The organism is Flavobacterium nackdongense, assembly GCF_004355225.1.
GTDB classification, from domain to species: domain Bacteria; phylum Bacteroidota; class Bacteroidia; order Flavobacteriales; family Flavobacteriaceae; genus Flavobacterium; species Flavobacterium nackdongense.
In genome coordinates, this window is sequence record NZ_CP037933.1 from 1456931 (window position 1) to 1482345 (window position 25415).

General features: G+C 35.5%; 26 protein-coding genes. 17 read left to right on the forward strand and 9 right to left on the reverse strand.

Annotated elements, in window-relative coordinates; translation table 11 throughout:
* Positions 1-16: 16 nt before the first annotated feature.
* Positions 17-301, reverse strand: coding sequence for a hypothetical protein (locus E1750_RS05935; protein ID WP_133275892.1), 285 nt, complete (start codon positions 299-301; stop codon positions 17-19).
* A gap of 90 nt (positions 302-391) precedes the next feature.
* Here E1750_RS05935 and E1750_RS05940 point away from each other — a divergent pair, with 90 nt between their 5' ends.
* Entirely contained in the window at positions 392-1315 is a 924-nt protein-coding gene (locus E1750_RS05940; RefSeq protein WP_133275893.1) for a LysR family transcriptional regulator, read from the forward strand.
* A 9-nt stretch (positions 1316-1324) separates the two neighbouring features.
* On the opposite strand, the gene E1750_RS05945 is transcribed toward E1750_RS05940, so the two are convergent.
* On the reverse strand, positions 1325-3430 hold the full coding sequence (locus E1750_RS05945) for an ATP-binding protein (RefSeq protein ID WP_133275894.1): 2106 nt from the start codon (positions 3428-3430) through the stop codon (positions 1325-1327).
* Positions 3431-3621: 191 nt separating this feature from the next.
* Between E1750_RS05945 and E1750_RS05950 the strand changes: the two genes are divergently transcribed.
* On the forward strand, positions 3622-4299 hold the full coding sequence (locus tag E1750_RS05950; protein ID WP_133275895.1) for a gamma-glutamyl-gamma-aminobutyrate hydrolase family protein: 678 nt from the start codon (positions 3622-3624) through the stop codon (positions 4297-4299).
* On the opposite strand, the gene E1750_RS05955 is transcribed toward E1750_RS05950, so the two are convergent.
* Positions 4296-5894, reverse strand: coding sequence for a L,D-transpeptidase family protein (locus tag E1750_RS05955; protein ID WP_133275896.1), 1599 nt, complete (start codon positions 5892-5894; stop codon positions 4296-4298). The two genes, E1750_RS05950 and E1750_RS05955, sit on opposite strands and share 4 nt — an antisense overlap.
* A 218-nt stretch (positions 5895-6112) precedes the next feature.
* On the opposite strand from E1750_RS05955, the gene rlmF reads away from it, so the two are divergent.
* From rlmF to uvrB, 5 genes are all read left to right on the forward strand, one after another.
* Complete coding sequence (rlmF, locus tag E1750_RS05960) at positions 6113-7066, forward strand: 23S rRNA (adenine(1618)-N(6))-methyltransferase RlmF (protein WP_133275897.1); 954 nt, start codon at positions 6113-6115, stop codon at positions 7064-7066.
* A 62-nt stretch (positions 7067-7128) separates the two neighbouring features.
* Positions 7129-7791 carry a leucine-rich repeat domain-containing protein gene (locus E1750_RS05965; RefSeq protein ID WP_133275898.1) on the forward strand — a complete coding sequence of 221 codons (663 nt, stop codon included), beginning with the start codon at positions 7129-7131 and terminating at the stop codon, positions 7789-7791.
* A gap of 254 nt (positions 7792-8045) precedes the next feature.
* Entirely contained in the window at positions 8046-8309 is a 264-nt protein-coding gene (locus E1750_RS05970; RefSeq protein WP_133275899.1) for a hypothetical protein, read from the forward strand.
* Complete coding sequence (locus E1750_RS18005) at positions 8291-8587, forward strand: type II toxin-antitoxin system RelE/ParE family toxin (RefSeq protein WP_133275900.1); 297 nt, start codon at positions 8291-8293, stop codon at positions 8585-8587. Before E1750_RS05970 ends, E1750_RS18005 begins: the two co-directional genes overlap by 19 nt.
* Before the next feature lie 93 nt (positions 8588-8680).
* Positions 8681-10669 (forward strand): excinuclease ABC subunit UvrB, encoded by a 1989-nt coding sequence (gene uvrB / locus E1750_RS05980; protein ID WP_133275901.1) that lies wholly within the window; start codon positions 8681-8683, stop codon positions 10667-10669.
* Positions 10670-10711: 42 nt separating this feature from the next.
* On the opposite strand, the gene E1750_RS05985 is transcribed toward uvrB, so the two are convergent.
* On the reverse strand, positions 10712-12280 hold the full coding sequence (locus E1750_RS05985) for an NAD(P)/FAD-dependent oxidoreductase (protein ID WP_133275902.1): 1569 nt from the start codon (positions 12278-12280) through the stop codon (positions 10712-10714).
* A 33-nt stretch (positions 12281-12313) separates the two neighbouring features.
* Positions 12314-13366: a DUF2891 domain-containing protein gene (locus E1750_RS05990; protein ID WP_133275903.1), complete on the reverse strand. Its 1053-nt coding sequence runs from the start codon at positions 13364-13366 to the stop codon at positions 12314-12316.
* A gap of 58 nt (positions 13367-13424) precedes the next feature.
* On the opposite strand from E1750_RS05990, the gene E1750_RS05995 reads away from it, so the two are divergent.
* Entirely contained in the window at positions 13425-13664 is a 240-nt protein-coding gene (locus tag E1750_RS05995) for a hypothetical protein (RefSeq protein WP_133275904.1), read from the forward strand.
* Between the two features lie 69 nt (positions 13665-13733).
* On the opposite strand, the gene E1750_RS06000 is transcribed toward E1750_RS05995, so the two are convergent.
* Positions 13734-15929, reverse strand: coding sequence for an ATP-dependent DNA helicase RecQ (locus E1750_RS06000; RefSeq protein ID WP_133275905.1), 2196 nt, complete (start codon positions 15927-15929; stop codon positions 13734-13736).
* Between the two features lie 87 nt (positions 15930-16016).
* Here E1750_RS06000 and E1750_RS06005 point away from each other — a divergent pair, with 87 nt between their 5' ends.
* From E1750_RS06005 to E1750_RS06035, 7 genes are read left to right on the forward strand one after another with little or no spacing between them, the layout of a single operon-like run.
* A complete protein-coding gene (locus E1750_RS06005; RefSeq protein WP_165698011.1) occupies positions 16017-16982 on the forward strand; it encodes a KpsF/GutQ family sugar-phosphate isomerase in 966 nt (321 codons plus the stop codon).
* Complete coding sequence (tatC, locus tag E1750_RS06010; RefSeq protein ID WP_133275906.1) at positions 16982-17803, forward strand: twin-arginine translocase subunit TatC; 822 nt, start codon at positions 16982-16984, stop codon at positions 17801-17803. Before E1750_RS06005 ends, tatC begins: the two co-directional genes overlap by 1 nt.
* The gene (locus tag E1750_RS06015) at positions 17787-18149 is read left to right on the forward strand and encodes a carboxymuconolactone decarboxylase family protein (protein WP_133275907.1); all 363 of its coding nucleotides are present in this window, start codon (positions 17787-17789) and stop codon (positions 18147-18149) included. The genes tatC and E1750_RS06015 overlap by 17 nt, the downstream gene beginning before the upstream one ends.
* A gap of 23 nt (positions 18150-18172) precedes the next feature.
* Positions 18173-18913: an LPS export ABC transporter ATP-binding protein gene (gene lptB, locus E1750_RS06020; protein ID WP_133275908.1), complete on the forward strand. Its 741-nt coding sequence runs from the start codon at positions 18173-18175 to the stop codon at positions 18911-18913.
* Positions 18914-18970: 57 nt separating this feature from the next.
* The gene (locus E1750_RS06025; protein ID WP_133275909.1) at positions 18971-19210 is read left to right on the forward strand and encodes a DUF5808 domain-containing protein; all 240 of its coding nucleotides are present in this window, start codon (positions 18971-18973) and stop codon (positions 19208-19210) included.
* A 59-nt stretch (positions 19211-19269) separates the two neighbouring features.
* The gene (locus E1750_RS06030; protein ID WP_133275910.1) at positions 19270-19569 is read left to right on the forward strand and encodes a nucleotidyltransferase family protein; all 300 of its coding nucleotides are present in this window, start codon (positions 19270-19272) and stop codon (positions 19567-19569) included.
* Positions 19562-19918 (forward strand): HepT-like ribonuclease domain-containing protein, encoded by a 357-nt coding sequence (locus E1750_RS06035; RefSeq protein WP_133275911.1) that lies wholly within the window; start codon positions 19562-19564, stop codon positions 19916-19918. Before E1750_RS06030 ends, E1750_RS06035 begins: the two co-directional genes overlap by 8 nt.
* Here the strand turns inward: E1750_RS06035 and E1750_RS06040 are convergent.
* Positions 19905-20768 (reverse strand): glycoside hydrolase family 25 protein, encoded by an 864-nt coding sequence (locus E1750_RS06040; RefSeq protein ID WP_133275912.1) that lies wholly within the window; start codon positions 20766-20768, stop codon positions 19905-19907. The two genes, E1750_RS06035 and E1750_RS06040, sit on opposite strands and share 14 nt — an antisense overlap.
* 8 nt (positions 20769-20776) lie before the next feature.
* Positions 20777-21487 (reverse strand): CDP-alcohol phosphatidyltransferase family protein, encoded by a 711-nt coding sequence (locus E1750_RS06045; RefSeq protein WP_133275913.1) that lies wholly within the window; start codon positions 21485-21487, stop codon positions 20777-20779.
* Between the two features lie 192 nt (positions 21488-21679).
* Here E1750_RS06045 and E1750_RS06050 point away from each other — a divergent pair, with 192 nt between their 5' ends.
* Together E1750_RS06050 and E1750_RS06055 are read left to right on the forward strand one after the other, a co-directional pair.
* The gene (locus E1750_RS06050) at positions 21680-22750 is read left to right on the forward strand and encodes a putative type IX sorting system protein PorV2 (protein ID WP_449404087.1); all 1071 of its coding nucleotides are present in this window, start codon (positions 21680-21682) and stop codon (positions 22748-22750) included.
* Between the two features lie 17 nt (positions 22751-22767).
* Positions 22768-23904 carry a lipoprotein N-acyltransferase Lnb domain-containing protein gene (locus E1750_RS06055; RefSeq protein WP_133275914.1) on the forward strand — a complete coding sequence of 379 codons (1137 nt, stop codon included), beginning with the start codon at positions 22768-22770 and terminating at the stop codon, positions 23902-23904.
* Here E1750_RS06055 and E1750_RS06060 read toward each other — a convergent pair whose 3' ends face one another.
* Positions 23905-25299 carry an exopolysaccharide biosynthesis polyprenyl glycosylphosphotransferase gene (locus E1750_RS06060; RefSeq protein WP_133275915.1) on the reverse strand — a complete coding sequence of 465 codons (1395 nt, stop codon included), beginning with the start codon at positions 25297-25299 and terminating at the stop codon, positions 23905-23907.
* Between the last annotated feature and the right edge of the window lie 116 nt (positions 25300-25415).

Below are 25415 nucleotides of genomic sequence, written 5' to 3' on the forward strand. Positions count from 1 at the left end.
TTATTACAGTCAATTGTTAATCTTCAAAGGTAATTTGAACTAAACTTTGAATTTTTAATTGTTTTCCATTTGTGCCAGCAATCTTAATTAACTCTTTAATTCCCTCGATAGAATCTCGCAACGATTGCACCCGATTTTCAGAGAGGGAAAGATCACTGCCATGTCGAATATGATTACTAAAAGACTCTAGTTGATGGTAATTAATTTTACTGTTAAATAAAGATATCAGCACCTGCAAAGCCTCATTTGGATAAAATTGACCATCAATTAATTTAAACTCGTGTGTAGATTGCGCGTTCATTTTTTTGTTATTTTTATGTTTTTGCAAATATATTTCGGATTTTTGATAAATAAATATTTATATTTGCTATGTTAAACATTAACTATTTTTATGAACTACACCCTTCATCAATTGCTAATATTCCTCAAAGTTACTGAAACAAAAAGCATTACAAAGGCGGCTGAGGAATTACATCTGACCCAACCTGCCGTTTCTATCCAATTAAAAAATTTGCAAAATCAATTCGATATTCCTCTAACTGAAGTTGTTGGTAGGCAATTGTTCGTTACCGACTTTGGTCTCGAAATTGCAGAAACGGCCCAAAAAATAATCAACGAGGTCCAAGCCATCAATTACAAAACAATGTCATTTAAGGGAATTCTTTCAGGAAAATTAAGATTTTCTGTGGTTTCGACGGGAAAATATGTGATGCCTTATTTTCTAACTGATTTTTTGAAAATGAACTCCGGCATCGATTTAAGTATGGATGTTACCAACAAAGCAAAGGTAATCGCGAGTATAGAAAATAATGAAGTTGATTTTGCTCTGGTTTCTGTATTACCCAAAAACGTAAATTTGAATTCAGAAGTTTTGCTCGAAAACAAATTGCATTTGATTGGAAATAAAGAGGCAATTCAATCTACCACTCCGTTCGAGAAATCCATTTTTGCTGAGATACCACTCATTTACAGAGAAGAAGGATCGGCAACACGACTGATCATGGAACAATTTTTCGACCGCAACGAAATCAAGGCACCGATGAAAATGGAACTGACCTCAAACGAAGCTGTGAAACAGGCCGTCATTGCTGGGTTAGGATACTCCATCATGCCCCTAATTGGATCTAACAATGAATTAATCAATGACGAACTTCGCATTATACCGGTATCTGGTTTTCCGATTACATCCGAGTGGCGAATAGTTTGGTTAGAAAACAAAGTACTAAGCCCTGTAGCTCAAGCCTATCTCAACTATCTAAAAAATGAAAAGGAACAAATAGCAAAAAAATATTTTTCCTGGACCGAAGAATTTTAATTTTTTATTTTATTGATGGTGAAAAATAGAATCTACCAAATCGAATATTTTTTCTTTGTCTAAAGGTTTAGATACATAAGCGGTGAAACCTGCTTGTATAATTTTTTCAAAATCATCTGCCGAAGCGTAGGCAGTTTGGGCAATAACTGGAAGGTTTGGATGTAAAGCGTGGATCATCTTGAAAGCCTCAAAACCATTTAAAACCGGCATTTTTATATCCATAAATACCAAATGAATTTCAGAGTTCAAGCGACATAGCTCAACAGCCTCTTCTCCATTTGTTGCCCTCAAAACCGTGTATTTTTTTAATTCCAAAATTCTCTTGAGGAGCAAGAAATTAATATTATCATCTTCGGCGACTAAAATGGTTTCACCTTTCGATTTTTCGAATACTTTTGGATCGGCAAACTGATTTCGCTCAGGAGTAGAATAATCGTACTGCAACGGAATTGTAAAGGTAAATACGGACCCCACTTTTAGCTCAGAATGCACACTGATTGTGCCCCCAAGCATTTCTACATAAGCCTTAGAAATAGCTAGGCCAAGTCCTAAACCACTCAATTCGACTGAAAATTCATCTTCAATCCTCCTGAATCGATCAAAAATTACTTTTAAATTTTCTTTGTCGATACCTAAGCCCGTGTCTTTTACTGAAAACACAATGGTATTATTCAACTCATTGAGCTGGTAGCCAAAAGTCACACTACCTTTGTCAGTATATTTTATGGCATTTGAAATCAAATTGACGATGATTTGTTTGAGTTTGATCGCATCCGTTAAAACATTTTTACCGATACCATCCTTATTTTCAACAAAATGCAAGTCGACATCTTTACCTTCTGGAATAGTGACTTTTATGGTTTCATATAATTCTTTGATGCACGACTCTAAATCTATTGAAACAATATTCGGCGTTATTTGTTTCGAATCAATTTTCGACATTTCTATTAAATCCTCGATGATCGAAACCAAGTTAATTCCACAGTTTTGAATTATAGTGAGGTATTCATTTCGCACTTCCTCACTCAAATTTGGGTCATTCAACAAATCGCTAAAACCAACAATGGCATTCATTGGAGTACGTATTTCGTGTGATAAATTGGCCAAGAAGGAGGATTTTAATCTATCACTTTCCTCTGCTTTTTCCTTTGAAATTTCCAATTGTTTCCTTTGATAATTATTCTCTTCAAATAGGTTACCAATATAACTAAACTCGCCGGGTTCACTTTTTAAAGAAGAAATGGAAGATTCATTTCCCGTTTCCAAAAAATCAGTAATAAACTTCAAGGGCTTATAAATCCATTTTCTCGCAAAATATAAATACACCACTATATTTATTAAGGACACGAGCATCAGTATCAACAGAATTTCCTTGGTATTCTTGAAATGCAGATTAAAAGGTCTTGTAAATTCTAAAAAGACCAATCCAGAATTTTTATAATCTTTTAGCTTGACATCCGCTTCCAAAACATCTTCATCAACTGTAGCAATCGCATTTACAGGGTGCAAATTAACCTCGGAACTACTAAAATCGCTCAAAATTTTACAGTAATTTTTATCTACAAGTTTTGCCATAAAAAAATAGCCTGAGGGCTTCGACTTGATTTTCTTTGGGTCGTCTGATGGATGAATGGTCGCGCCGAAAACCTCAACAACGCCTTCAGGAATTTGTACATAAAATTGCATCAACTTCGATTGATACAATTTTTTCATCGCCTCCGCAGGAATAAATTGACTGGACTTAATTTTAGAATTCGAGGTTTTTATGATAAACTGTCCCTCAATATCATAAATACCAAGATAGTCGACGCCATAGGTCTCGAATTGACTGGAAATATAAGTTTCATACCAGTTCTTGTCTTTGGTTTTTGTAAATTTTTCTAACTCATCCCAAAAAGTGATATCGATTATAGTTGAAATGGGCGTTTTGGAATTAAGCTGAATGATAGAGGATACTTCTTTATAATATTGTTTTTGAGTAGTTTTGTATAAATTATTTTCTTGTTTTGCAGTATATAAATAAAGAGCAACATATAACAAGAAGAATAAAACACTAGTACTTATAATTAAAACAAGTAGTTTGAAATAGGTATTTAGGTCTCGAAAATTTTTCATAGAATCAGGGCAAATTCAATTCTGCAGCTATTGGTCATAAAGATAAATAAAATAAATCTTTAGCCAATTATAAATATAGCAAATATATCCTTTTGGACTAGAATTCAAAAGATAAGCGGAATTATTGATAGCCTTTTTTAATTTTTTAAGACTTTCGTAAATCTATACTGTTCGCAACTACCATCATCTTTATGACAAAAATTGGAATTACCTTATCTGAATCGAATTATCCAAATTACCCTTTATGGATTAAAGGAAATGATGCATCTATTGCTATCATTGAACTTTCTTATGAATCGCAAAATTTACAGGAGGTCGCTCAATGTGACGCTATAGTTTTTTCGGGTGGTATCGATATGGATCCCGGCGAGCAGATCGAATATCCAAATGCGCCAAAAGAGTTCAATCTCATTCGAGATCAATTTGAAATGGCCGTTTTGAAAAAAGCATTAGAGGAAAGAAAACCCATTCTTGGCATTTGTAGAGGCTTGCAATTGATCAATGTTTTTCTGGAAGGAACTTTGCATCTAGACAATGGCGAAGCCAAAAATAAAATACATAAAAAAGAATCTGAGGATAAAACACATCCCATTAAAGTTGAAAAAGATTCGATATTTTACTCGATGGTGCAACAAGAGTTTGGGATAGTTAACAGCGCACATCATCAATCTATTGATCGTTTAGGTTCAGGCTTGAAAGCTGTCGCAGAAACAGAAGATGGTGTTATCGAAGCCATAGAATCTTCAAATCCCGAAAAACAATTTTTAATTGCTGTGCAATGGCATCCCGAAAGAATGAGCGATTCTGAAAGTCCCTTTTGCAAAAACATTCTAAAAGCATTCCTTGAAAAAACCAAACAGTCAGGTTAATTGTCACTAAAAATCAGTTTTGCCAATCGATCATCTCGTTGGTAAACATCGTCAAAAAAGTTAATCTGACCATTTTCATCAACCCAAGCGGTAAAATAACCGATATAGACCGGAATTTTCTTTTTTAAAACATAGGTATTTTCTTTGCCTGCATTCATCGCAGCATCAATTTTGGCCGGCGTCCAATTTTTATCTTCTTTCAGAATATTTATAGCTAAATCTCTCGGTTTTCCAACCCTCACACAACCGTGGCTATAGGCTCTAGTCTCATTTTCAAACAAACTTTTCGAAGGAGTATCATGCAAATAAATGTTATTTGAATTTGGAAAAATAAATTTTACCAATCCCAACGAATTTCTTTTCCCCGGTTTTTGTCGCACATTGCCATTGTTCCACTCCATATTGTGTTGTGCCAAATAATTGGGGTTTTTGGCCATTCCTGGTTTCACCTCTTTTTTGATAATACTTGTAGGAATGTACCAATAGGGACTAAAAACGATATAACTCATTTTGCCACTAAAAATAACCGTTTTATTCATTGTTTTTCCCACTACTACTGCCGAGGCCAGAGCCAGTTTTCCATCTCTAAAAAAAGAGAGCGTATAGGATGGAATATTCACCAAAATATACTCGTATGAATTGGCTATTTCTGGAGACATCCAGCGGCATCGTTCCATATTAACCAAAATCTGTTTCAACCTATCAGCAATAGGTTTGTTCATTTCATTAATGTGTTTTGGCAAGATTAGATTGTCTGATTTAAAGCCATTCCTCAGCTGGTATCGTGCTACCCCGGCAACCAATTCTGGGTCATAAACATTGCTTTTCGAATTCGTTTTCAAATCGCCTGTAATAAATAGTCGCTCTCTAATTTGACCTATCGCTTTGGTGCTATCACCTGGTTTAAACGACTTAAAATCAGGAGCCACATCGATGGGATTCCATCCTCCCGCTTTTTCTATTTTTTTATATTTTTCTAAAAAACTTCGAAGTTTATAATACTGACTGATTTGTACTTTTTCAGTTTCCAATGTCGTTTTAGACGGCGACATCAATGAGTCTAACAAATTCACGTATGAAATTTGCTTCCTCGGCAAAAGCCATCCGATTTCCGTAGTCACTTTCGAATTTAATCCATTATACACTTTATCGGCATAAAAAAAATAAAGATTACTGATCATCAATTCCGCATTTTCTTGGCTCAAATTATTTTCAACATCATCATGAAAAATCCCTTCTAAACTTTTGTGATATGGAAAAACCACTTTCAATCCTTCTTTTTCGATATCTAAATATTTGGCATACAATGAATTTCCGAATTCAATAATTCCCTGATCATCATACCAAACCTGATTGAAATTATGTTTTCGATACAAAGCCATAGTCTCCGCTTGGTACTTTTTCAAATCTGGATAGCTTTTATAAAAAGATACAATGGCTGCACTATCAATAGGTATAAAACTGTTATAAACTGGAGTTACAGCAATATTATTCGCAACAATTTCTCTAGTATCTTCTGTTTTCTTGTTACACGAAATATTGGCAAAGGTGAATCCGAAAGTTATTACTACCAATAACACAACACATTTTTTCATAACCTAACTATTTATAATTTCTCAAAAATAAAGATAATATCGAACCGTTCGTATTTTCATCGAATAAATCGATCGTATTAACACAAAAATTCGAAAAAGCAGGCTAATCATTAAAGCCAACTCTAAAAAGCAAACCTTTTTATAATGAAGACCTTAGAAATTACTTCCTCACCAACTTATTCTTCTTTTTAAACTATCTTTGCATCGAAATATAAAAAATGAAACAAAAACCGATTATCGAAAAACCGAATTTACATCCCAGAAATCAACATCGATTGGGATATGATTTCAGAGAATTAACAGCTGCTTGTCCTGAACTCCAACAGTTTGTTGCCGACAATAAATACAATCCCGAAGCTGGAGAAACTATCGATTTCAGCAATCCGAAGGCAGTGAAAGCGCTCAACAAAGCCTTGCTTAAAGCCAATTACAATATTCAAAATTGGGATATTCCGGAAAATTATCTTTGTCCGCCGATTCCCGGTCGAGTGGATTACATTCATTACATCGCTGATTTGTTGGCTTCCAACAACAACGGTATCATTCCTGAAGGTGAAAACGTACAAGTCTTGGACATAGGTATTGGCGCCAATTGTATTTATCCAATGTTAGGGAATTCCGTGTACGGTTGGTCATTCGTGGGAACAGAAATCGACGAAAAAGCCCTTCAAAACTGCAAAAAAATCATTGAATCCAATCCAAAATTAATCGATTTCATCAGTTTGCAATTGCAAACCGAATCGCGTTTTATTTTCAAAAACATCATTACGCCCGAAGACCGATTTTCGCTCACCATTTGCAATCCCCCCTTTCATAACTCACAAGAAGAGGCCACAAAAGCGGCTAGTCGAAAAGTTAACAACCTCGAAAACACCCGCACAACGAAGCCTGTCTTAAATTTTGGTGGACAAAACGGCGAATTATGGTGCGAAGGCGGCGAATTGGGTTTCATCACTCAAATGATTTTCGAAAGTGCCAAATACCCAATGCAGTGTCTTTGGTTCACCACTTTGGTATCCAAAAAAGAAAACCTTTCTAGTTTATACAAAACCCTGAACAAAGTAAATGTTGTTGAAATAAAAACAATTGATATGGCTCAAGGACAAAAATCCAGCAGAATTTTGGCGTGGACATTTCAGACAAAGACGCAACAAAAAATATGGAAATTTTAAGTTTTGTTTAAACATTTATAAAAATAGGATTTGTAAGTTTACTTTATATTAAACCATACATTATGAAATCAATAATATCTATTTTTCTGTTAGTTATGACTTCGCAAATTGTGACTTGTCAAACGAAAACTAATTCGAAAACCAAACATAAAGAATATACCTCGATTGAAGAAGCGCTTAAAAATCCTGAAAAGGTGTACAACTTAAATTTAAGCAACCAAAATAACGTTGTTGTTCCCAAAGAAGCTTGGGCCAAATTTACCAACTTGGAAACACTAAGTTTTAGAAACGATCATTTAAAGGAAATCCCACAGGAAATAGGTGACTTGCCGAATTTAAAAGTGTTGGATTTGAGTGGCAATGATTTTACTGTATTGCCACAGTCGTTGCGAAAATTAAACCACCTCGAAGAATTGTATTTGAATGAAGAAAAAAACTTGTTTCTTAACCCAAACAGTACAGCACTGAATCTTCCTTTGAATTTAAAAATTTTGCATTTAGAAAATGACGCATTAAAAAATCTACCCAAAGAGATTTATGAATTAAAGAAATTAGAGCAACTTTTTTTGAATGATAACAATTTTATTCAGATCCCAAAAGAAATGAACAGTTTAAAAAATCTAAAACAACTTGATTTTCACAACAATAAAATCCCACAGCAGCTGCAGCAACAACAAGAAGCTTTACTGCTAAATCAAAATTTCGGATTTAAAATAATTTTTTAAAGCTGGATATTTTATCAAGATCTGTAAATTATGATCCTTTGTAGATATGACTTTAAGTTTTCAACTGATTTATTGCAGATTAATAATTTTTTATTAGTCACAGATTGATAAACTCATCTACAAAACAGCAGACCTAACAAAACAAGTTGCCACAATTCTTAGCTTTTACTTTCCATTTAGGGAGTCAACAACAATTTTGCGTGTTTTAAAATTCCTAACACTCTTTTGACTAAATTTGTATAAACTGTTTTATTATGAGCACTATTGAACTTAGAGAAATATTGAAATCAAAAATAGACAAAATAGATGATGAAACATTTTTGTTAGCAATAAACACCATTTTGGAAAGCAAATCGAGAAGCGTCCCCAACTGCAATCAAGATTTACAAAAAATTATAATTCTTTCTGAACTGCAAAAAAAGGAAATTCAAAATGCTCAAAAAGAATATGTGGATGGGAATTTTATTGAAAACGATGTCCTAAATGAAGAAATGGAAAGATGGTTGCAAGAAGAATAGTTTGGTCATCATCTGCAAAACTGCAATTAAAAACCATTTTTGAATATTTTAATTTTAGAAATAAAAGTAAATTATATTCTAGAAAATTGAATAGCCTAATTCAAACTGAATTAAAAACTCTACTCCAACAGCCCAATATTGGCAAAAAAACTGATTCTATAAATGTTCGAGGTTTATTAATTGAAAATTATTATGTTTTCTATGAAATAAATGAAACCCACATTATAATTCTATCTGTTTGGGACACCAGACAAAACCCTGAAAAATTGAAATACTAAATCCAAACGGCATTGCAAAGCGGAAGTTTTAAATTTTTCTAAACTCATATTTCGGGATTTCCTTTGTAACTTTGCCATTCTGAATTCTAGTCAATGAAATTCCAAGTTATCTCAGATTACCAGCCCAAAGGCGACCAACCGCAAGCTATAACAAAATTAGCCCAAGGTATACAAGCTAATGAACGCTATCAAACTTTGTTAGGTGTAACAGGTTCTGGAAAAACATTTACTGTTGCCAATGTGATTCAGGAAGTACAAAAACCAACCCTGATTTTGGCACACAACAAAACCTTGGCGGCACAATTGTACTCCGAATTCAAGCAATTTTTTCCGAATAATGCCGTAGAATATTTCGTATCCTATTACGATTATTACCAACCCGAAGCTTTTATGCCAGTCACTGGTGTATTCATAGAAAAGGATTTGTCCATCAACGAGGAGTTGGAAAAAATGCGTTTGAGCACCACTTCTTCCCTACTTTCGGGACGAAGGGACATCATCGTGGTGGCTTCCGTTTCCTGTATTTATGGTATTGGAAATCCCGTGGAATTTCAAAAGAATGTCATTGCAATCGAAAAAAATCAAGTCATTTCAAGAACCAAATTATTACACAGTTTGGTTCAAAGTTTATATTCGAGAACCGAGGCCGATTTCAATCCGGGAAATTTTCGGATCAAAGGCGACACACTCGAAGTTTATCCCAGTTATGCTAATGATGCTTTTCGAATTCATTTCTTTGGGGACGAAATCGAAGAAATCGAAAGTTTTGACGTGAAAACCTCGCAGGTAATTGAACGCATGGAGCAACTCACCATTTATCCTGCCAATATGTTTGTGACCTCGCCAGATGTTTTGCAAAATGCCATCTGGGAAATCCAACAGGATTTGGTCAAGCAAGTCGATTATTTCAAGGAAATTGGCAAACATCTCGAAGCCAAAAGACTAGAAGAACGTACCAATTTTGATTTGGAAATGATTCGCGAATTGGGATATTGCTCTGGCATCGAAAATTATTCCCGTTATCTCGACCAAAGAGAAGCTGGCACAAGACCCTTCTGTTTGTTAGATTATTTTCCAAAAGATTATTTAATGGTTGTAGACGAAAGTCACGTCACCATTTCTCAAGTTCACGCTATGTATGGCGGTGACCGCTCTCGAAAAGAAAACTTGGTAGAATATGGTTTCCGACTTCCCGCTGCGATGGACAATCGCCCGTTGAAGTTTGAGGAATTTGAAGCGATGCAAAACCAAGTTATCTATGTTTCGGCAACTCCAGCGGATTATGAATTGCAAAAATGCGATGGTGTTTATGTAGAACAAGTGATTCGTCCCACCGGATTATTAGATCCAATCATTGAAATCCGTCCTAGTTTGAATCAAATTGATGATTTAATCGAAGAAATACAAACCCGAGCCGAGATTGATGAACGAGTTCTGGTCACTACTCTGACCAAAAGAATGGCGGAAGAATTGGCGAAATACTTAGATAAAGTTTCCATTCGTTGCCGCTATGTCCATTCTGATGTTGATACATTAGAACGCATCGAGATTATGCAAGATTTACGAAAAGGATTGTTCGATGTGTTAATTGGCGTCAATTTATTGCGTGAAGGCTTGGATTTGCCTGAAGTTTCACTCGTTGCCATTCTTGATGCCGACAAAGAAGGATTCTTAAGAAGCCACCGTTCGTTGACTCAAACTATTGGTCGTGCCGCGCGAAACCTCAACGGAAAAGCCATTATGTATGCCGACAAAATTACGGCGAGTATGCAAAAAACCATCGACGAGACCAATTACCGCAGGGAGAAACAAATCAATTTCAATACTGCCAACAATGTTATCCCAATGGCGTTGAATAAAAAAATCGAAACTGCTTTTACTAAAAATCCTCTGGTAGATTATGAATTGGGCTATACGCTCCCTTCTGCTGCTGAACCCATCGCTGAATATCTTTCGAAACCCGAAATTGAAAAACGCATTCGCGAAAAACGGAAAGCCATGGAAAAAGCTGCAAAAGAATTGGATTTTATGCAAGCAGCAAAACTTCGCGATGAAATAAAAGCCTTGCAGGAAAAAATTTAATTGACTTTACTATGAACATGCGTTCGTCAAAAAGTAAAATAGTTAAGTAATTTTGTTGAGAATCTGAGCAATTTTCATTGCACATTTCTCTCCATCAATTGCTGCAGAAATAATTCCACCTGCATAACCTGCGCCTTCTCCGCAAGGATACAAGCCTTTTATTTGAAGATGTTCCAAGGTTTCTGCATCTCTCGGTATGCGTACCGGAGAAGAAGTTCTCGATTCTGGCGCATGCAAAACCGCTTCGTTGGTCAAGAAACCACGCATCGATTTGCCGAATGCGACAAAACCTTCTCGCAATATTTGTGTTAAAAATCCGGGGAAAACTTCGCCCATTTCCACCGAAGTTGTACCGGGAACATAAGAAGTTTTCGGGATATTAGACGAAACTTTCTTTTGGGTAAAATCGACCATTTTTTGAGCAGGAACTTTTTGGGTCTCTCCAGCCAAATGCCAAGCTTTTTGTTCGATACTTTTTTGGAATTCCATTCCAGCCAAAGCACCAAATTTAGCAAACGGTTTGAAATCTTCGAGTCTAAGTTCGACCACAATCCCAGAGTTGGCAGTAGCTTGATCTCTTTTAGAGGGCGACCAACCATTAGTAACCACTTCGCCGGGACTTGTCGCACAAGGTGCAATCACACCACCGGGACACATACAAAAAGAGTACATTCCCCTACCTCCTACTTGCTTGACGATAGAATAAGGCGATGGTGGCAAATGTTGTCCTCGGTAATCGCAACTGTATTGAATGCTGTCGATTAAGGATTGTGGATGTTCGGCTCGAACGCCCAAGGCAAAGGCTTTGGCTTCAATAAATATTTGTTTTCTATCTAATAATTCATAAATATCTCGTGCAGAATGTCCTGTTGCCAAGATGATTTTGTTGGCCAAAATCGTGTCGCCATTTTTGGTCACGATACCTTGAACTTCATTATTTTTGATGATAATATCCGTCAATCGGGTTTCGAAAAGGACTTTACCGCCCATTTCAATAATTTTCTCCCGCATATCTTGAATGATTTGGGGCAACTTATTGGTTCCAATATGCGGATGGGCATCGACCAAAATATCATGTGAAGCTCCATAAGCAACAAATAGCTCGAGAATTCGAGTTACGTCTCCGCGTTTTTTCGAACGAGTATATAATTTCCCATCCGAATAAGTTCCTGCTCCACCTTCACCAAAACAATAATTGGAATCTTCATCGACAATATGGTCTCTATTGATGGCTTTCAAATCTCTTCGCCTTCCGCGAACGTCCTTCCCTCGCTCGATAACTATTGGTTTCAAGCCTAATTCTATCAATTGCAAAGCGGCAAATAATCCCGCAGGACCTGCTCCAACGACGATAACTTCTTGGGAATTTTCGACATTTTTATAGTCTGGCAATTCAATTTTAGCTTCATGAATGGGTTCACCAACCAAATAAATACTGACTTTCAAATTGAATTTCACCGCTTTCTGACGTGCATCTATCGAACGTTTTAAAATCGAAACATGCTGAATTTCTTTGAGATCGACCCGAATCAATTTGGAAATATGTTGTTTCAGCAACAATTCGTTTGTAGCTATTTCTGGAGATACTTGAAAAAGAAGTTCTTGTGGCATGAAATTATTTTTGGCAAAAGTACGGAATTGCAGTTATTTTTTTTCTTCAAAAGTATGCAAAGCAAAAGAAGCCAACCAATGTTCGCCTTCATAATTCCCATCGACTATTGTAGACAAAGAAAAATTGAAATGACTATCCGCCAAAGTTTTTAGATGAGCAAATTCTTTTGGATACTGATTCATCAAATGATACATATTCCAAGCGCGACTAAAATTTAATCCATCGAGATGCACTAAATGTCCGTCTGTTCTATCGGAAACTTTAGCTACTTCCCAAGAAAATTTAGGATTAAAAAGTTGAGGTGCAAACTTTTTCAACCACACAAAAAATTCTTTTTTAGACAAAACTCTTTGCATTAAACCCATTTCTTCCAAACAAGGTGAAAGAAAATCGGTGCCGCTTGGTTCCCAATTAAAAGGACAATTCTGGTCCTTTTGATACATTCGTATAGCATTTTCTTTAATCACTTTTTGAAAAGCTAGGTTTTTAGAATACAGTGCATAATCGTATGCAAATGACAATCCGAAAGCAGTATTCGTATGTGTTCCAACTCGGATTGGGTATAATAGTTTTGGCAAAAATTCAGAATATCGTTGGATAAATAAATTGGTCAAAGGCTTTAAATTTTGCGCTAATTCCTGCGCATAAGGTTCGTTATAAGTGTCTAATTCCAATTGTAATTTCAAAATCCAAGCCCAACCATAAGTCCGTTCGTATGATTTCTCATGATTTTTTGAAAGATATTCAATCTCTTTTTGAATATTTTCTTTTGACAGATTGATTTTGAGTTTGGATATAATTACTTCTTTCTTTTCTAAATTCGGAAAACGCTTCAGCAAATAAACCAAACTCCAATGTCCATGAACTGAAGAATGCCAATCGAAACAACCATAAAAAGCGGGATGAAGTTTTTTGGGTGATTGAATTTCGGTACTATCTAAAAGCATTTGACTTAATTTATTCGGATATTCTTGCTGTATACACTTGATTGGAAGAGAAGCCAAATGATTTGCTTGTACGATGGTAAGTTCTTGAGAAAAACTTGTAATCGAAAAAAATAGTAGTAAATATTTATAATTTTTCATTGCATAATTTTTTTTCAAAATTAACAAAAAGTTACCTTTGAAAAATTAATAGTTTATCATGTCTAGAAAAATAAAATTAATCTGGGATTTTCGAGGTCCAGCTTCAGCAAAAACGGCCGAGCATCACGAAATTCATTTGAAAGAATATATCATTGCCGAGAAATTATCACCTAATATTACCGGCTTTGAAATTCTAAACGAAATGTATGCGACTGCATTTATGGTCGTAACGGATGAAACGATGATTCAAGTTCGAGATGCCTTAAAACCACATCGAGGGGAAGTTTTTGAAAGTTAAATTCCAACTAAAAAATTCCAAATTCCAATCAACAAGTTTGGAATTTGGAATTTTTTAATTGGATTTTTTTTAATTAGCTACTTCACTAATAAATTTAATTCTCATTAAGCGCAATTCGTCGATATCATAATCACCATCAAATTCTTTGAGTGCATCTTCGATGTTATCGGAATGTGACTCCATAAAATAATCATGAATTTCTTCTTGTTGGTCGTCATCAAGCATTTCATCAATCCAATACTTAATATTGAGTTTAGTTCCCGAATTAACGATTTGTTCCATTTCGGTAATCAAGGCTTCCATCGTCAAACCTTTGGCAGAAGCAATATCATCAAGCGATAATTTCCGATCTATATTTTGGATGATATACAGTTTATTAATCGAATTGGCTCCTGTTGATTTTACCACCAAATCTTCTGGTCGAATAATGTCATTATCCTCTACATATTGATTGATTAAAGCGATAAATTCAGAACCATATTTTTTTGCTTTTCCCTCTCCAACTCCGTGGGTATTAATCAATTCATCCATTGAAATGGGATATTTCAAAGCCATGTCTTCGAGCGAAGGATCTTGAAAAACGACAAAGGGTGGTACGCCTAATTTTTTGGCTACTTTTTTACGCAAGTCACGCAACATTCCCATCAAAACCTCATCGGCAACGCCTGTACCTTTGGCTGCAGTTACTATCGCTTCGTCCTCGGATTCGTTGTATTCGTGATCCTCAGACATCATAAAAGAAGTTGGATTTTTTATAAAATCCAGTCCTTTTTTCGTGATTTTCACCACACCGTAGGTTTCAATATCTTTAGACAATAAACCATCTACTAAAACTTGTCGCAACAGGGCCATCCAATATTTTTCGTCCTGATCCACACCAGAACCAAAAAAAGTTTGCACATCGGTTTTATGTGCTTTTATAATCGCATTTACGCGGCCAATCAAAGTAAAAACTACTTCTTTGGATTTATAAATATGCTTGGTATCGCGAACTACTTCAAGTAATTTTACGACTTCTTTTTTGGCTTCTACCTTCACTTTTGGATTGCGAACATTGTCATCCATATCGCCTCCTTCGCCGGTTTCGTTATCGAATTCTTCACCAAAATAATGCAAAAGGAATTTTCGCCTAGACATAGAAGTTTCGGCATAAGCCACCACTTCCTGCAATAATGCAAAACCAATTTCTTGCTCCGCGACTGGTTTTCCGGATAAAAATTTCTCCAACTTTTCTACATCTTTATAGGAGTAATAAGCCAAACAATGACCTTCTCCTCCATCACGGCCAGCACGTCCAGTTTCCTGATAATAACTTTCTAATGATTTTGGAATATCATGATGTATTACAAAACGAACATCGGGTTTATCAATTCCCATCCCAAAAGCAATAGTAGCCACAACAACATCTACATCCTCCATCAAAAACATATCTTGATGTTTGGCACGCGTTTTTGCATCTAAGCCAGCGTGGTAAGGCACTGCACTGATTCCGTTTACTTGCAAAACTTCGGCAATCGCTTCCACCTTTTTGCGGCTTAAACAGTAAATAATCCCGGACTTTCCCTTATGAAGCTTGATGAAACGAATGATATCCGATTCTATGTTTTTGGTTTTGGTACGAACTTCGTAATATAAATTAGGCCTATTGAACGACGCTTTATAAGTGGTTGCATCGACCATATCCAAATTTTTAAGAATATCTTCTTGTACTTTCGGAGTAGCCGTGGCGGTAAGTCCAATGACTGGAACGTCACCTAATTGCTTGATAATATGTTTTAGATTTCGATATTCAGGCCTAAAATCGTGCCCCCATTCCGAGATACAATGCGCTTCGTCAATTGCTACAAAAGACAAGGGCACCGACTGTAAAAAAGTAACATACTCCTCTTTAGTCAACGATTCCGGCGCCACATACAAAAGTTTGGTTATTCCTGCAGAAATATCCTTTTTTACTTGGGAAATCTCAGTTTTGGTCAGTGAAGAGTTTAATACATGAGCCACTCCATTGTCGGATGACAAGCTACGAATGGCATCGACTTGATTCTTCATTAAGGCAATTAAAGGGGAAACAACAATCGCTGTTCCCTCTTGAACTAAAGCAGGCAGTTGGTAACAAAGCGATTTGCCACCGCCTGTAGGCATAATTACAAAAGTGTTTTCTTTATTAAGAATACTTTTTATAACTCGCTCTTGTAAACCTTTGAATTGGCTGAAGCCAAAATACTTCTTTAATTCTCTGTGGATGTCAATTTCGTTTGAATTCATTCTTTATTAATGGTATTTTATCTAAATTTGCGTTTCATAAAGATACTAATTTCTTTCATATTTACAAATTTTTATAAAAATTCTATTTTGGACACAAAAGAAAACATTTTGATTTTAGCAAAAAACACCATTTTATCCCAAAGCGCGTCTATTGCCAAACTCATTGATTATATTGACCTTCAATTTGTAGAAGCCACACAATTACTGTATCATTCCAAAGGACGATTGATTGTCACCGGCATCGGAAAAAGTGCCATAATAGCTCAAAAATTGGTTGCCACTTTTAATTCTACTGGAACTCCAGCTCTATTTTTGCACGCTGCCGAAGCCATTCACGGCGATTTGGGTATGGTACAAACGGATGATGTAGTTCTTTGTATTTCAAAAAGCGGTAACAGCCCTGAAATAAAAATAGTAGTTCCTTTAATAAAACGTTTTGGCAACAAATTAATTGCCATTACAGGAAATACAACTTCCTTTTTAGCGAAAGAATCTGATTATGTTTTGGATACGACGGTTGAGGCAGAATCTTGTCCGCTAAATCTCGCTCCGACCAATAGCACAACTGCTCAACTCGTTATGGGTGATGCGATGGCAATCTGCCTAATGAATATGCGCAATTTCACTCGAGAAGATTTTGCAAAATACCATCCAGGTGGGGCTCTGGGCAAAAAACTATTACTGCAAGTAAAAGATTTGCTCGAAAATTCATTGAAACCAACGGTATCTCCTGACACTTCTATAAAAAAAGTTATTTTCGAAATTTCCGAAAAAAGACTTGGAGCTACAGCAGTAGTCGAAAACGAAAAAGTAATCGGAGTAATTACCGATGGGGATATTCGTAGAATGCTTAACGAAAATGATACGTTCGCGCATTTGACCGCAAAAGATATTATGACCAAAACGCCAAAAATGATTCAATCCACAACGATGGTCGTTGAGGCATTAAATATTCTGGAAGACTTTTCAATTACACAATTGATTGTTTCAGATAATGGAGCATACCAAGGAATTGTTCATTTACACGATATATTAAAAGAAGGAATCGTATAATGGGACAAAAACAACTCAAAGAAATGTCTTTTTTAGACCATCTCGAAGAATTAAGATGGTTATTAGTTCGAAGTACTTTAGCTATTATAATAATGGCATTCCTGACGTATTTTGTGAGTGACTACTTGTTCGATACCATAATATTTGGCCCAACAAGACCTTCTTTTTATACTTACCGTTGGTTTTGTGATTTATCACACCAGTTGAATTTTGGCGAAAGTATTTGTATCGAAGAATTGCCTTTTATAATTCAAAATACGGAAATGGAAGGTCAAGTGAACATGTTTGTTTGGATGTGTTTATTAGCCGGTTTCATCCTCGCTTTTCCTTATATTTTATGGCAAATTTGGGGTTTTATTAGTCCTGCTTTGTATCCTAACGAAAGAAAAAATGCCAAATTTTTCATTTTTATTTCTTCCTTATTATTCTTCTTTGGCGTACTATTTGGTTATTTTATTATCATCCCGATGTCGGTCAATTTTGTGGCTACATTTACAGTAAGTGAAATGGTTAAAAACCAGTTTACCTTAGAATCCTATATCGGAATGTTTAAAACATCGGTGATTGCAGGCGGATTGTTTTTTGAATTGCCCATCATCATTTATTTCTTAACCAAATTAGGATTAGTAACCCCCGAATTCCTTCGAAAATACCGAAAATACGCCATCGTCATTGTATTGATTGTAGCTGCCATTGTAACGCCACCCGACGTAGTGAGCCAAACCATTGTCGCCATTCCGATGCTGATTATTTTTGAATTGAGTGTAATAATTTCCTCCATAGTTTACAAAAGAAAAATAAAAAATGAGCAACTTAGTTAAAGATTTCAATGATTATCGTTCTAAAATGAACGAAAAATTATTAGCAGACAACAATAAAATAGTAAAACGAATTTTCAATCTCGATACCAATGCCTATGCCGAGGGAGCACTTGATGTAAAAACTAAGGAACTGCTGGGATTGGTCGCTTCGACCGTTCTCAGATGCGATGATTGTGTAAAATACCATTTAGAAAATTGCCACAAAGAAGGGATTTCGAAAGAAGAAATGATGGAAGCTATGGGAATTGCGACACTTGTTGGCGGAACGATTGTTATTCCGCATCTGCGCAGAGCCTATGAATTTTGGGAAGAACTAGAAAAGTTAGAAGTTGGAAGTTTTGAATAATAATTTTGCATAACAAATAAAAAATGAAGTTAAGAGCCGAAAATCTAGTAAAGACATACAAAGGACGAAGTGTTGTAAAAGGCGTTTCGGTAGAGGTAAATCAGGGCGAAATTATAGGTCTTTTGGGTCCCAATGGTGCCGGAAAAACGACTTCTTTTTATATGATTGTAGGCTTGGTAAAACCCAATATGGGCAATATTTACCTAGATAATTTAGACATTACAGCATTTCCAATGTACAAAAGAGCCCAACAAGGCATTGGCTATTTGGCTCAAGAGGCCTCTGTTTTTAGAAAACTAAGTGTGGAGGACAACATTTTGAGTGTTTTGCAATTGACAAAATACACCAAAGAGGAACAAGAAGCCAAAATGGAAAGCTTAATCGAAGAATTTAGCTTGGGCCACATTCGGACCAACCGCGGAGATTTGCTTTCGGGTGGCGAACGTCGTCGTACCGAAATTGCACGATGCTTAGCGACCGATCCAAAATTCATTCTGCTTGATGAACCCTTCGCTGGGGTTGACCCTGTTGCCGTAGAAGACATTCAACGCATTGTAGCCCAATTAAAAAATAAAAATATCGGCATACTGATTACCGACCATAATGTTCAGGAAACCCTTGCCATTACTGACAAAACCTACCTTATGTTTGAAGGTGGAATTTTGAAAGCCGGTGTTCCAGAAGAATTAGTGGAAGACGAAATGGTGCGCCGCGTTTATTTAGGCCAAAATTTCGAATTGCGAAAAAAGAAATTGGAATTTTAATAACAGATGGCAGATCTCAGAATGCAGGTTATAATTGGTGAAATTTAATTTTTTAAAATGGAAAATCAAGAAGAACCAAGTCAAAAAACTAAAGAAAGATGGCGAAAAGACCCTAATAATTGGATTTGGGGAATGTTTTATTACAATAAAGAAGACAAACGCTTATTGCCTCCAAAAAGAATCCCATATATGGGTTGGACAGTGAATTTTGCCAATAGAAATTCCGTGTTTTTGTTTGTATTTACGATGCTGCTAATTATTCTGTTTGTTGTGATAATGACAAAAATCAATAAATAATTATTATCTAATCCCCTTGATTACCGTTTATTATACCAAAAAAAATATACATTTGTTATATGCATTTAATAAACCAAAATAAAGAAATTATTAAAAATTTATGCGAAACACATAATGTGGATAAACTATATCTATTTGGTTCCGCAACAACAACAAAATTCAACGCAGAAAGCGACATTGATTTCTTGGTAAAATTCAAACCTTTCGATCTTAAGTTGTACTTCATAAACTACGTTGATTTCAAATCGAAATTAAAAGAATTATTACGAAGGGAAATCGATTTGTTAGAGGAACAAACCTTAAAAAACCCATATCTCATTCGTTCCATTGAAGAAAATAAAGAATTAATCTATGGATAAAAAAATTCTAAAATGGTTGTTTGATGTTAAAGTCGCGATTGATGAAATCGAAAGCTATTTTATAAAGGAACAAATGGATTTTTCAGAATACAAGAAAAATTCTATGAGAAAAAGAGCGGTTGAAAGGAATCTTGAAATCATTGGCGAAGCCATAAATAGAATTATAAAAACCGACAATTCTTTTTCTTCAAAAATTACTGATTCGATAGCTATTGTTGGTTTAAGAAATCAGGTAATCCACGCTTATGACAATATTTCTGATGAAACAATTTGGGCTATCCTCACTAATCATTTACCTATACTGAAAATTGAAATAGCCAAATTACTCGAAGACACTACTCCATTGTAATATACTTCAACTGCTCCACATCGCCGTTAAAAATATTGACATCCACATTGCCTTTGATTCCTGAAACAGATGCTTTTTCGGTGAACTGCCAGAACAACCAATCATCTTCTATTTTTTCGCGATAAAAATTATAATTGGCAATCCAAAAAAGATAATCCGAGAAATCTTTTTTCAAGAAATCATCGTAATATTTCTCGCCAGTATAAATAATAGGTTTCACTTTATAATGCGCTTCAACCGCTTTCAACCATCGTCGCAAACCTATTTTCAAACTGTCTAAAGATTGTCCTTTTGGGAGTTTTTCTATATCTAAAACAGGTGGTAAATCGCCTTTTCGCAGTCGAACTGTTTTGATAAAAAGTTGAGCTTGTTCCAATGAATTTTCGTTGGGACGATAATAATGATAGGCTCCGCGAATGATTTTTCTGTTTTTGGCACCTAGCCAATTTTCATCAAATTTATCGTCTTCCCTATCGTTTCCTGCTGTGGCACGAATAAAAACGAACTCAATAGGGTAATCACCTTCGATGTTTTCGACCGATTTCCAATCAATTTTTCCTTGATACTCAGATACATCCAGACCGATGGATTTTCCTTGATGATTTTCCAAAACCTGAAAATTACGAATATCCGAAATGCGTTTGGCTTCGGCCTGTTCGTAGCGTATTTTATAGGATTTGAAACCCAAATAATATAACAATCCGTTTCGGTAATGATAGCCCACTCCAAGAAGCAGCAAGATAAAAAATGCAATTATCGAATAACTACGAATCTTTCCTGAGAAAATCGGGGTCTTCTTTCGGGGTTTTCGTCTGTAGGTGGTCTTACTTCGGCTTGATGTTCTGCTCATTCGGCAACCTACTTTTTCAAAAATTTATTGTTAATGACGGACAACAAAACATAAGTAAGGATTACCAAAGGAATCGCCAAATATTGAAAGAAAATCAACAATAATCCACACAAAATCAGGAAGATGATTTGTAGCGAATATTTTTTAAAACTAAATTCTTTAATTTTTAAGGAAAATAACGGGATTTCGGCGTTGAGAATAAAAGCGCTAAACAAAGTAATAGCCAGCAAAACCCACTGATTGGTCAAAAGTTCCAAAATCACCAGCGAATCAGAATATTTTAGAACCAAAGGCAAACTCAATATAAACAAAGCATTGGCAGGCGTTGGCAGCCCAATAAAAGAATCGCTTTGCCGGGTATCAATATTAAAATTGGCCAATCGATAGCACGAACCCAAAGTGATAATAAAGCCTAAATACGGTATTATCTGATTGGCATCTGCTGGATTTTGTCCTTGTTTTAACAACCAAAACATCACAAATCCCGGGGCAACACCGCTAGTTACCATATCGGCAAGTGAATCCAGTTGCAAACCCAAGTCACCGGTAACTTTAAATAATCGGGCAAAAAAACCATCAAAAAAGTCTAAGAATATACCCAAACTCACAAAAAAGAATGCCATTTCAAAATTCAAATCCGATATATAAACGACAGCGACGCAACCACAAAAAAGGTTGAGCAAGGTGATAAAATTCGGCAGGTGTTTTTTAATTTGCATTGGAGTATGAATTAGATTGACAAAGTTCACAAATTTAATATAATAAGTGAAAGAGAAGTGCGTTTTTTAAAAGAGATTTAATTATTCAGCCTGCACAATTCTGAAAGGCTTGTTAAAATAAAGATTAGCTCGGTAAAAAATTATATTTTTGGAAAAAATTAAACAGCCCTCAGGTCTGCAAAAGAATTCATGTTGAAAAAAATTCAATTCTTCATCCTCCTCCTACTTTGCGCCAGTTCGCCTGCTCAAACCGTCAGAAAATATTCCAACGAATTTATGAATATTGGCGTTGACGCCGCTGCACTGGGAATGGCAAACGCTGTAACTTCAAGTTCCAATGATGTCAATTCAGGTTATTGGAATCCCGCGGGTTTGGTGCATCTAGAAGACCATCAAATATCGTTAATGCACGCCAATTATTTTGCGAATATCGCTCAATACGATTATATCGCTTACGCCAATACTATCGATAATGAGAGCGCTTGGGGCATTTCACTCATCCGTTTTGGTGTAGATGACATTTTGAATACCACTGAATTGATCGACAGTCAGGGCAATATTGATTACAATCGCATCAGTCTTTTTTCGACAGCCGATTATGGATTTACCTTTTCGTATGCCCGAAAACTGCAAGTTCCCGGATTTCAATATGGTGTAAATGCTAAAATTATTCATCGAATCATTGGAAAATTTGCCGGTTCGTGGGGATTTGGCTTTGATGCTGGGCTCCAATTCGAAAGAAATGATTGGAAATTTGGTTTGATGCTCCGAGATATTACGACCACCTATAATGTTTGGAGCATTGACGAAGCCGAATATAAAAAAATTGCCGATGCCATTCCGGGACAAAATCAGGAATTACCCGAAAGCACAGAGATTACGGCTCCAAAAGCACAATTGGGTATGTCCAAAAAGTTTATAATTCACTACGATTACAGCATTTTGGCGGCCGCCAATTTGAATATGCAGTTTACAAGAACAAACGATATTATTTCAACCGATTTTGTGAGTATTGATCCCGCTTTGGGTTTTGAATTTGGTTATACCGACTTGGTTTTCTTGCGTGCTGGAGTTGGGAATTTTCAGAATATACAACAAATAGACAATACTGAGAAAGTAGGTTTTCAGCCCAATATCGGTTTAGGATTCAAATACAAAGGCATTCAAATCGACTATGCGCTGACCAATTTAGGAAACCAAAGTGCTTCTTTGTACTCGAATATCTTTTCGGTGAAAGTAGATTTGGGACTTTTTAGAAATTAAATTATAAAACATTAAAAATGAGCTGTTCTTCATTAAAAAATATAATTGTTTTCCTTTTTTTTATTGGAACACTCTCTAGTTTTGGGCAAAATATTCAATTGACTAAAAACGCTCAAGCCAGCGTAATTACTTGCGATACAGGTAACGAATCCTATTCGCTTTTTGGTCACACCGCCATTCGAATTTCGGATGCAGAAAACAATTTGGATGTGGTTTATAATTACGGCGCTTTTGATTTTAGAACTCCTAATTTTGTGGCAAAATTTGCCAAAGGAGATTTACAATATTTTGCTGTTGCCAATACCTTTTCGGACTTTATGAGTCAATATACTTATGAACAAAGAAGTGTTTTCGAACAAGAATTGAATATACCATTGGCGTACAAACAAAAATTATTTGATAATTTGACTGCCGTTTTAGCGTCAAGCGAAAGTTATTATACCTATAAATTCATTGACAAAAACTGCACATCGATGGTGGTCGATATGTTAAATAAAACATTAGAATCTAAAGCAATTGTTTCTAAAATTGACACCGACAAAACCTACCGAAGCATTTTATTCCCTTATTTCGACAATTTCTTTTACGAAAAACTGGGAACAAGCATTATTTTCGGTACCAAAGTGGACGAATATAGCAATCACATTTTTTTGCCTTTGCAACTGCTCCAAAGTCTGGAACAGACGCAATTCAAAAATCAACCGCTTTGTAAGGAAAGTAAAACTCTTTTAAAATTCGAAAAACAAGCGCCTGCCTCGTGGTGGAATAATGTGTATTCCTATTTGATATTTCTTGGGCTAATTTTAATTTTAAACAAAAAATACCTTGATAATTTTTACCTTTTACTAATGGGATTGTTGGGAATATTCTTTGCTACGGTAGGATTTTATTCTTTTCACCAAGAGTTAGCTAACAATTATAACGTATTGTTATTCAACCCTAGCTTACTTCTTTTACTCTACTATTCGGTAAAGAAAATAGACAAATGGATTATCAATCTAGCGGTTTTTAATTTTCTTTGCCTCCTGGTGTACCTCATCATTATGATCAACAAGGCACATTTATTCATTGTGTTGCCATTAGTGGTGGCCAGTAGTTTTATAATGGCAAGACTTATTTATAAAATCAGCAAACGAATTCCTGTAATAATTTGATTATTGACCTCTATAAAACAAGATCGTACTAAAGGTTTTTATGGTAATATTTAAGTCCAAAAAAATACTTCGATGTTTGATGTAATACAAATCATATTGCAGTTTTATTAGACTATCTTCTATGGATTCGCCATAAGAAAAATTGACCTGAGCCCAACCGGTAAGCCCCGGTTTTATTACGTGCCGTGTTTCATAAAAAGGCATAAGTTGGGAAATTTCTTTTACGAAGAAAGGCCTTTCAGGTCTGGGTCCAATAACTGCCATTTCTCCTTTTAAAATATTGACAAATTGCGGAAATTCATCCATTCTCGTTTTTCGCATGAATTTTCCAAACGGAGTGACCCTGCAGTCACTTCCACCCGAAAATACAGCGCCTTGCGACTCGGCATTAGCGACCATGGTCCGAAACTTAAGAATCTGAAATATGTTCCCGTTTTTGCCTACTCGTTCCTGAGTATAAAACAGTTTTCCTCTGTTGCCTAAAGCATTTCCCAATAGAATTACAGGAATCAAAAGCACTCCTACACACAAACCAATTAATGAAATTGTAATTTCTAAGGCTCGCACTTGGAGCAAATACAATTGATTATTATTGCTTCTATTGAAAGGAAAAAATTTGTAGAAATCTTTCGTTATAAATTGAAGCGGAATGCGTTGTGTTTTATCTTCGTAGACTTGGACGTACTCCCGAATCGTAGTTCCAGATTCTAGCAAATGCAGTAATTGCAAATACAAATCGGCTGTAATATCTTCCGTATTTTGCGAGGCAACTACTATTTCAAATAACTTATTTTCGTTCACAAATGAAACTAAATCATCGATCCAAACTTGTTGCACGTAGCTATATTCGGCAAAATCATTATTATTCCTAACAGAATTTACATAGGCTACCACGCGATAATGAGGATCCGATTTTTCAAGATCAAGAATTAATTGCTCGACCTGCTCTTGATCACAGACCAATAAAACATTCTGCACAAACCGATTGGATGCCAGAAAATTAACATAAAAAGTTCTCCAAAGAAGTAAAGCAAAAAGTATAGTCAAATAAAAAACAACAATTTGAAATCTATTCTTGGGTAACTCAGCCGAAAAAACAGGCGTTAATAAATAGAGTAAAACGGCCGTAGAAGCGGTTAAAATGGTACTTCTTAAAACTTTAAATTGATTACTAGCCACTTGTAAGTCATACATTTCAAATACAGAACCTATAATTGAGATGTAAAAAGCAAGCAATAACATATAATAATAAGTACCAACCGAAGATTCAATGTACTGCATTTCGAAAAAGTGACCGACTAAATACAAGGATAGCAAAACAAAAAGGACATCAAAACCTCTGAGCAAAACCTTTCGTTCAGAAACTTCAAAATGTATTTTTTTATTTTTATTCATACTTACTTAAGCTACTGTCTTCAATGTGGACAAATCTACATAAACATCTGCTGAAATCAATAAAAAATCGACTAATGGCAAGTAATTATCAAAAATCGAATTTAAAATTACAAACT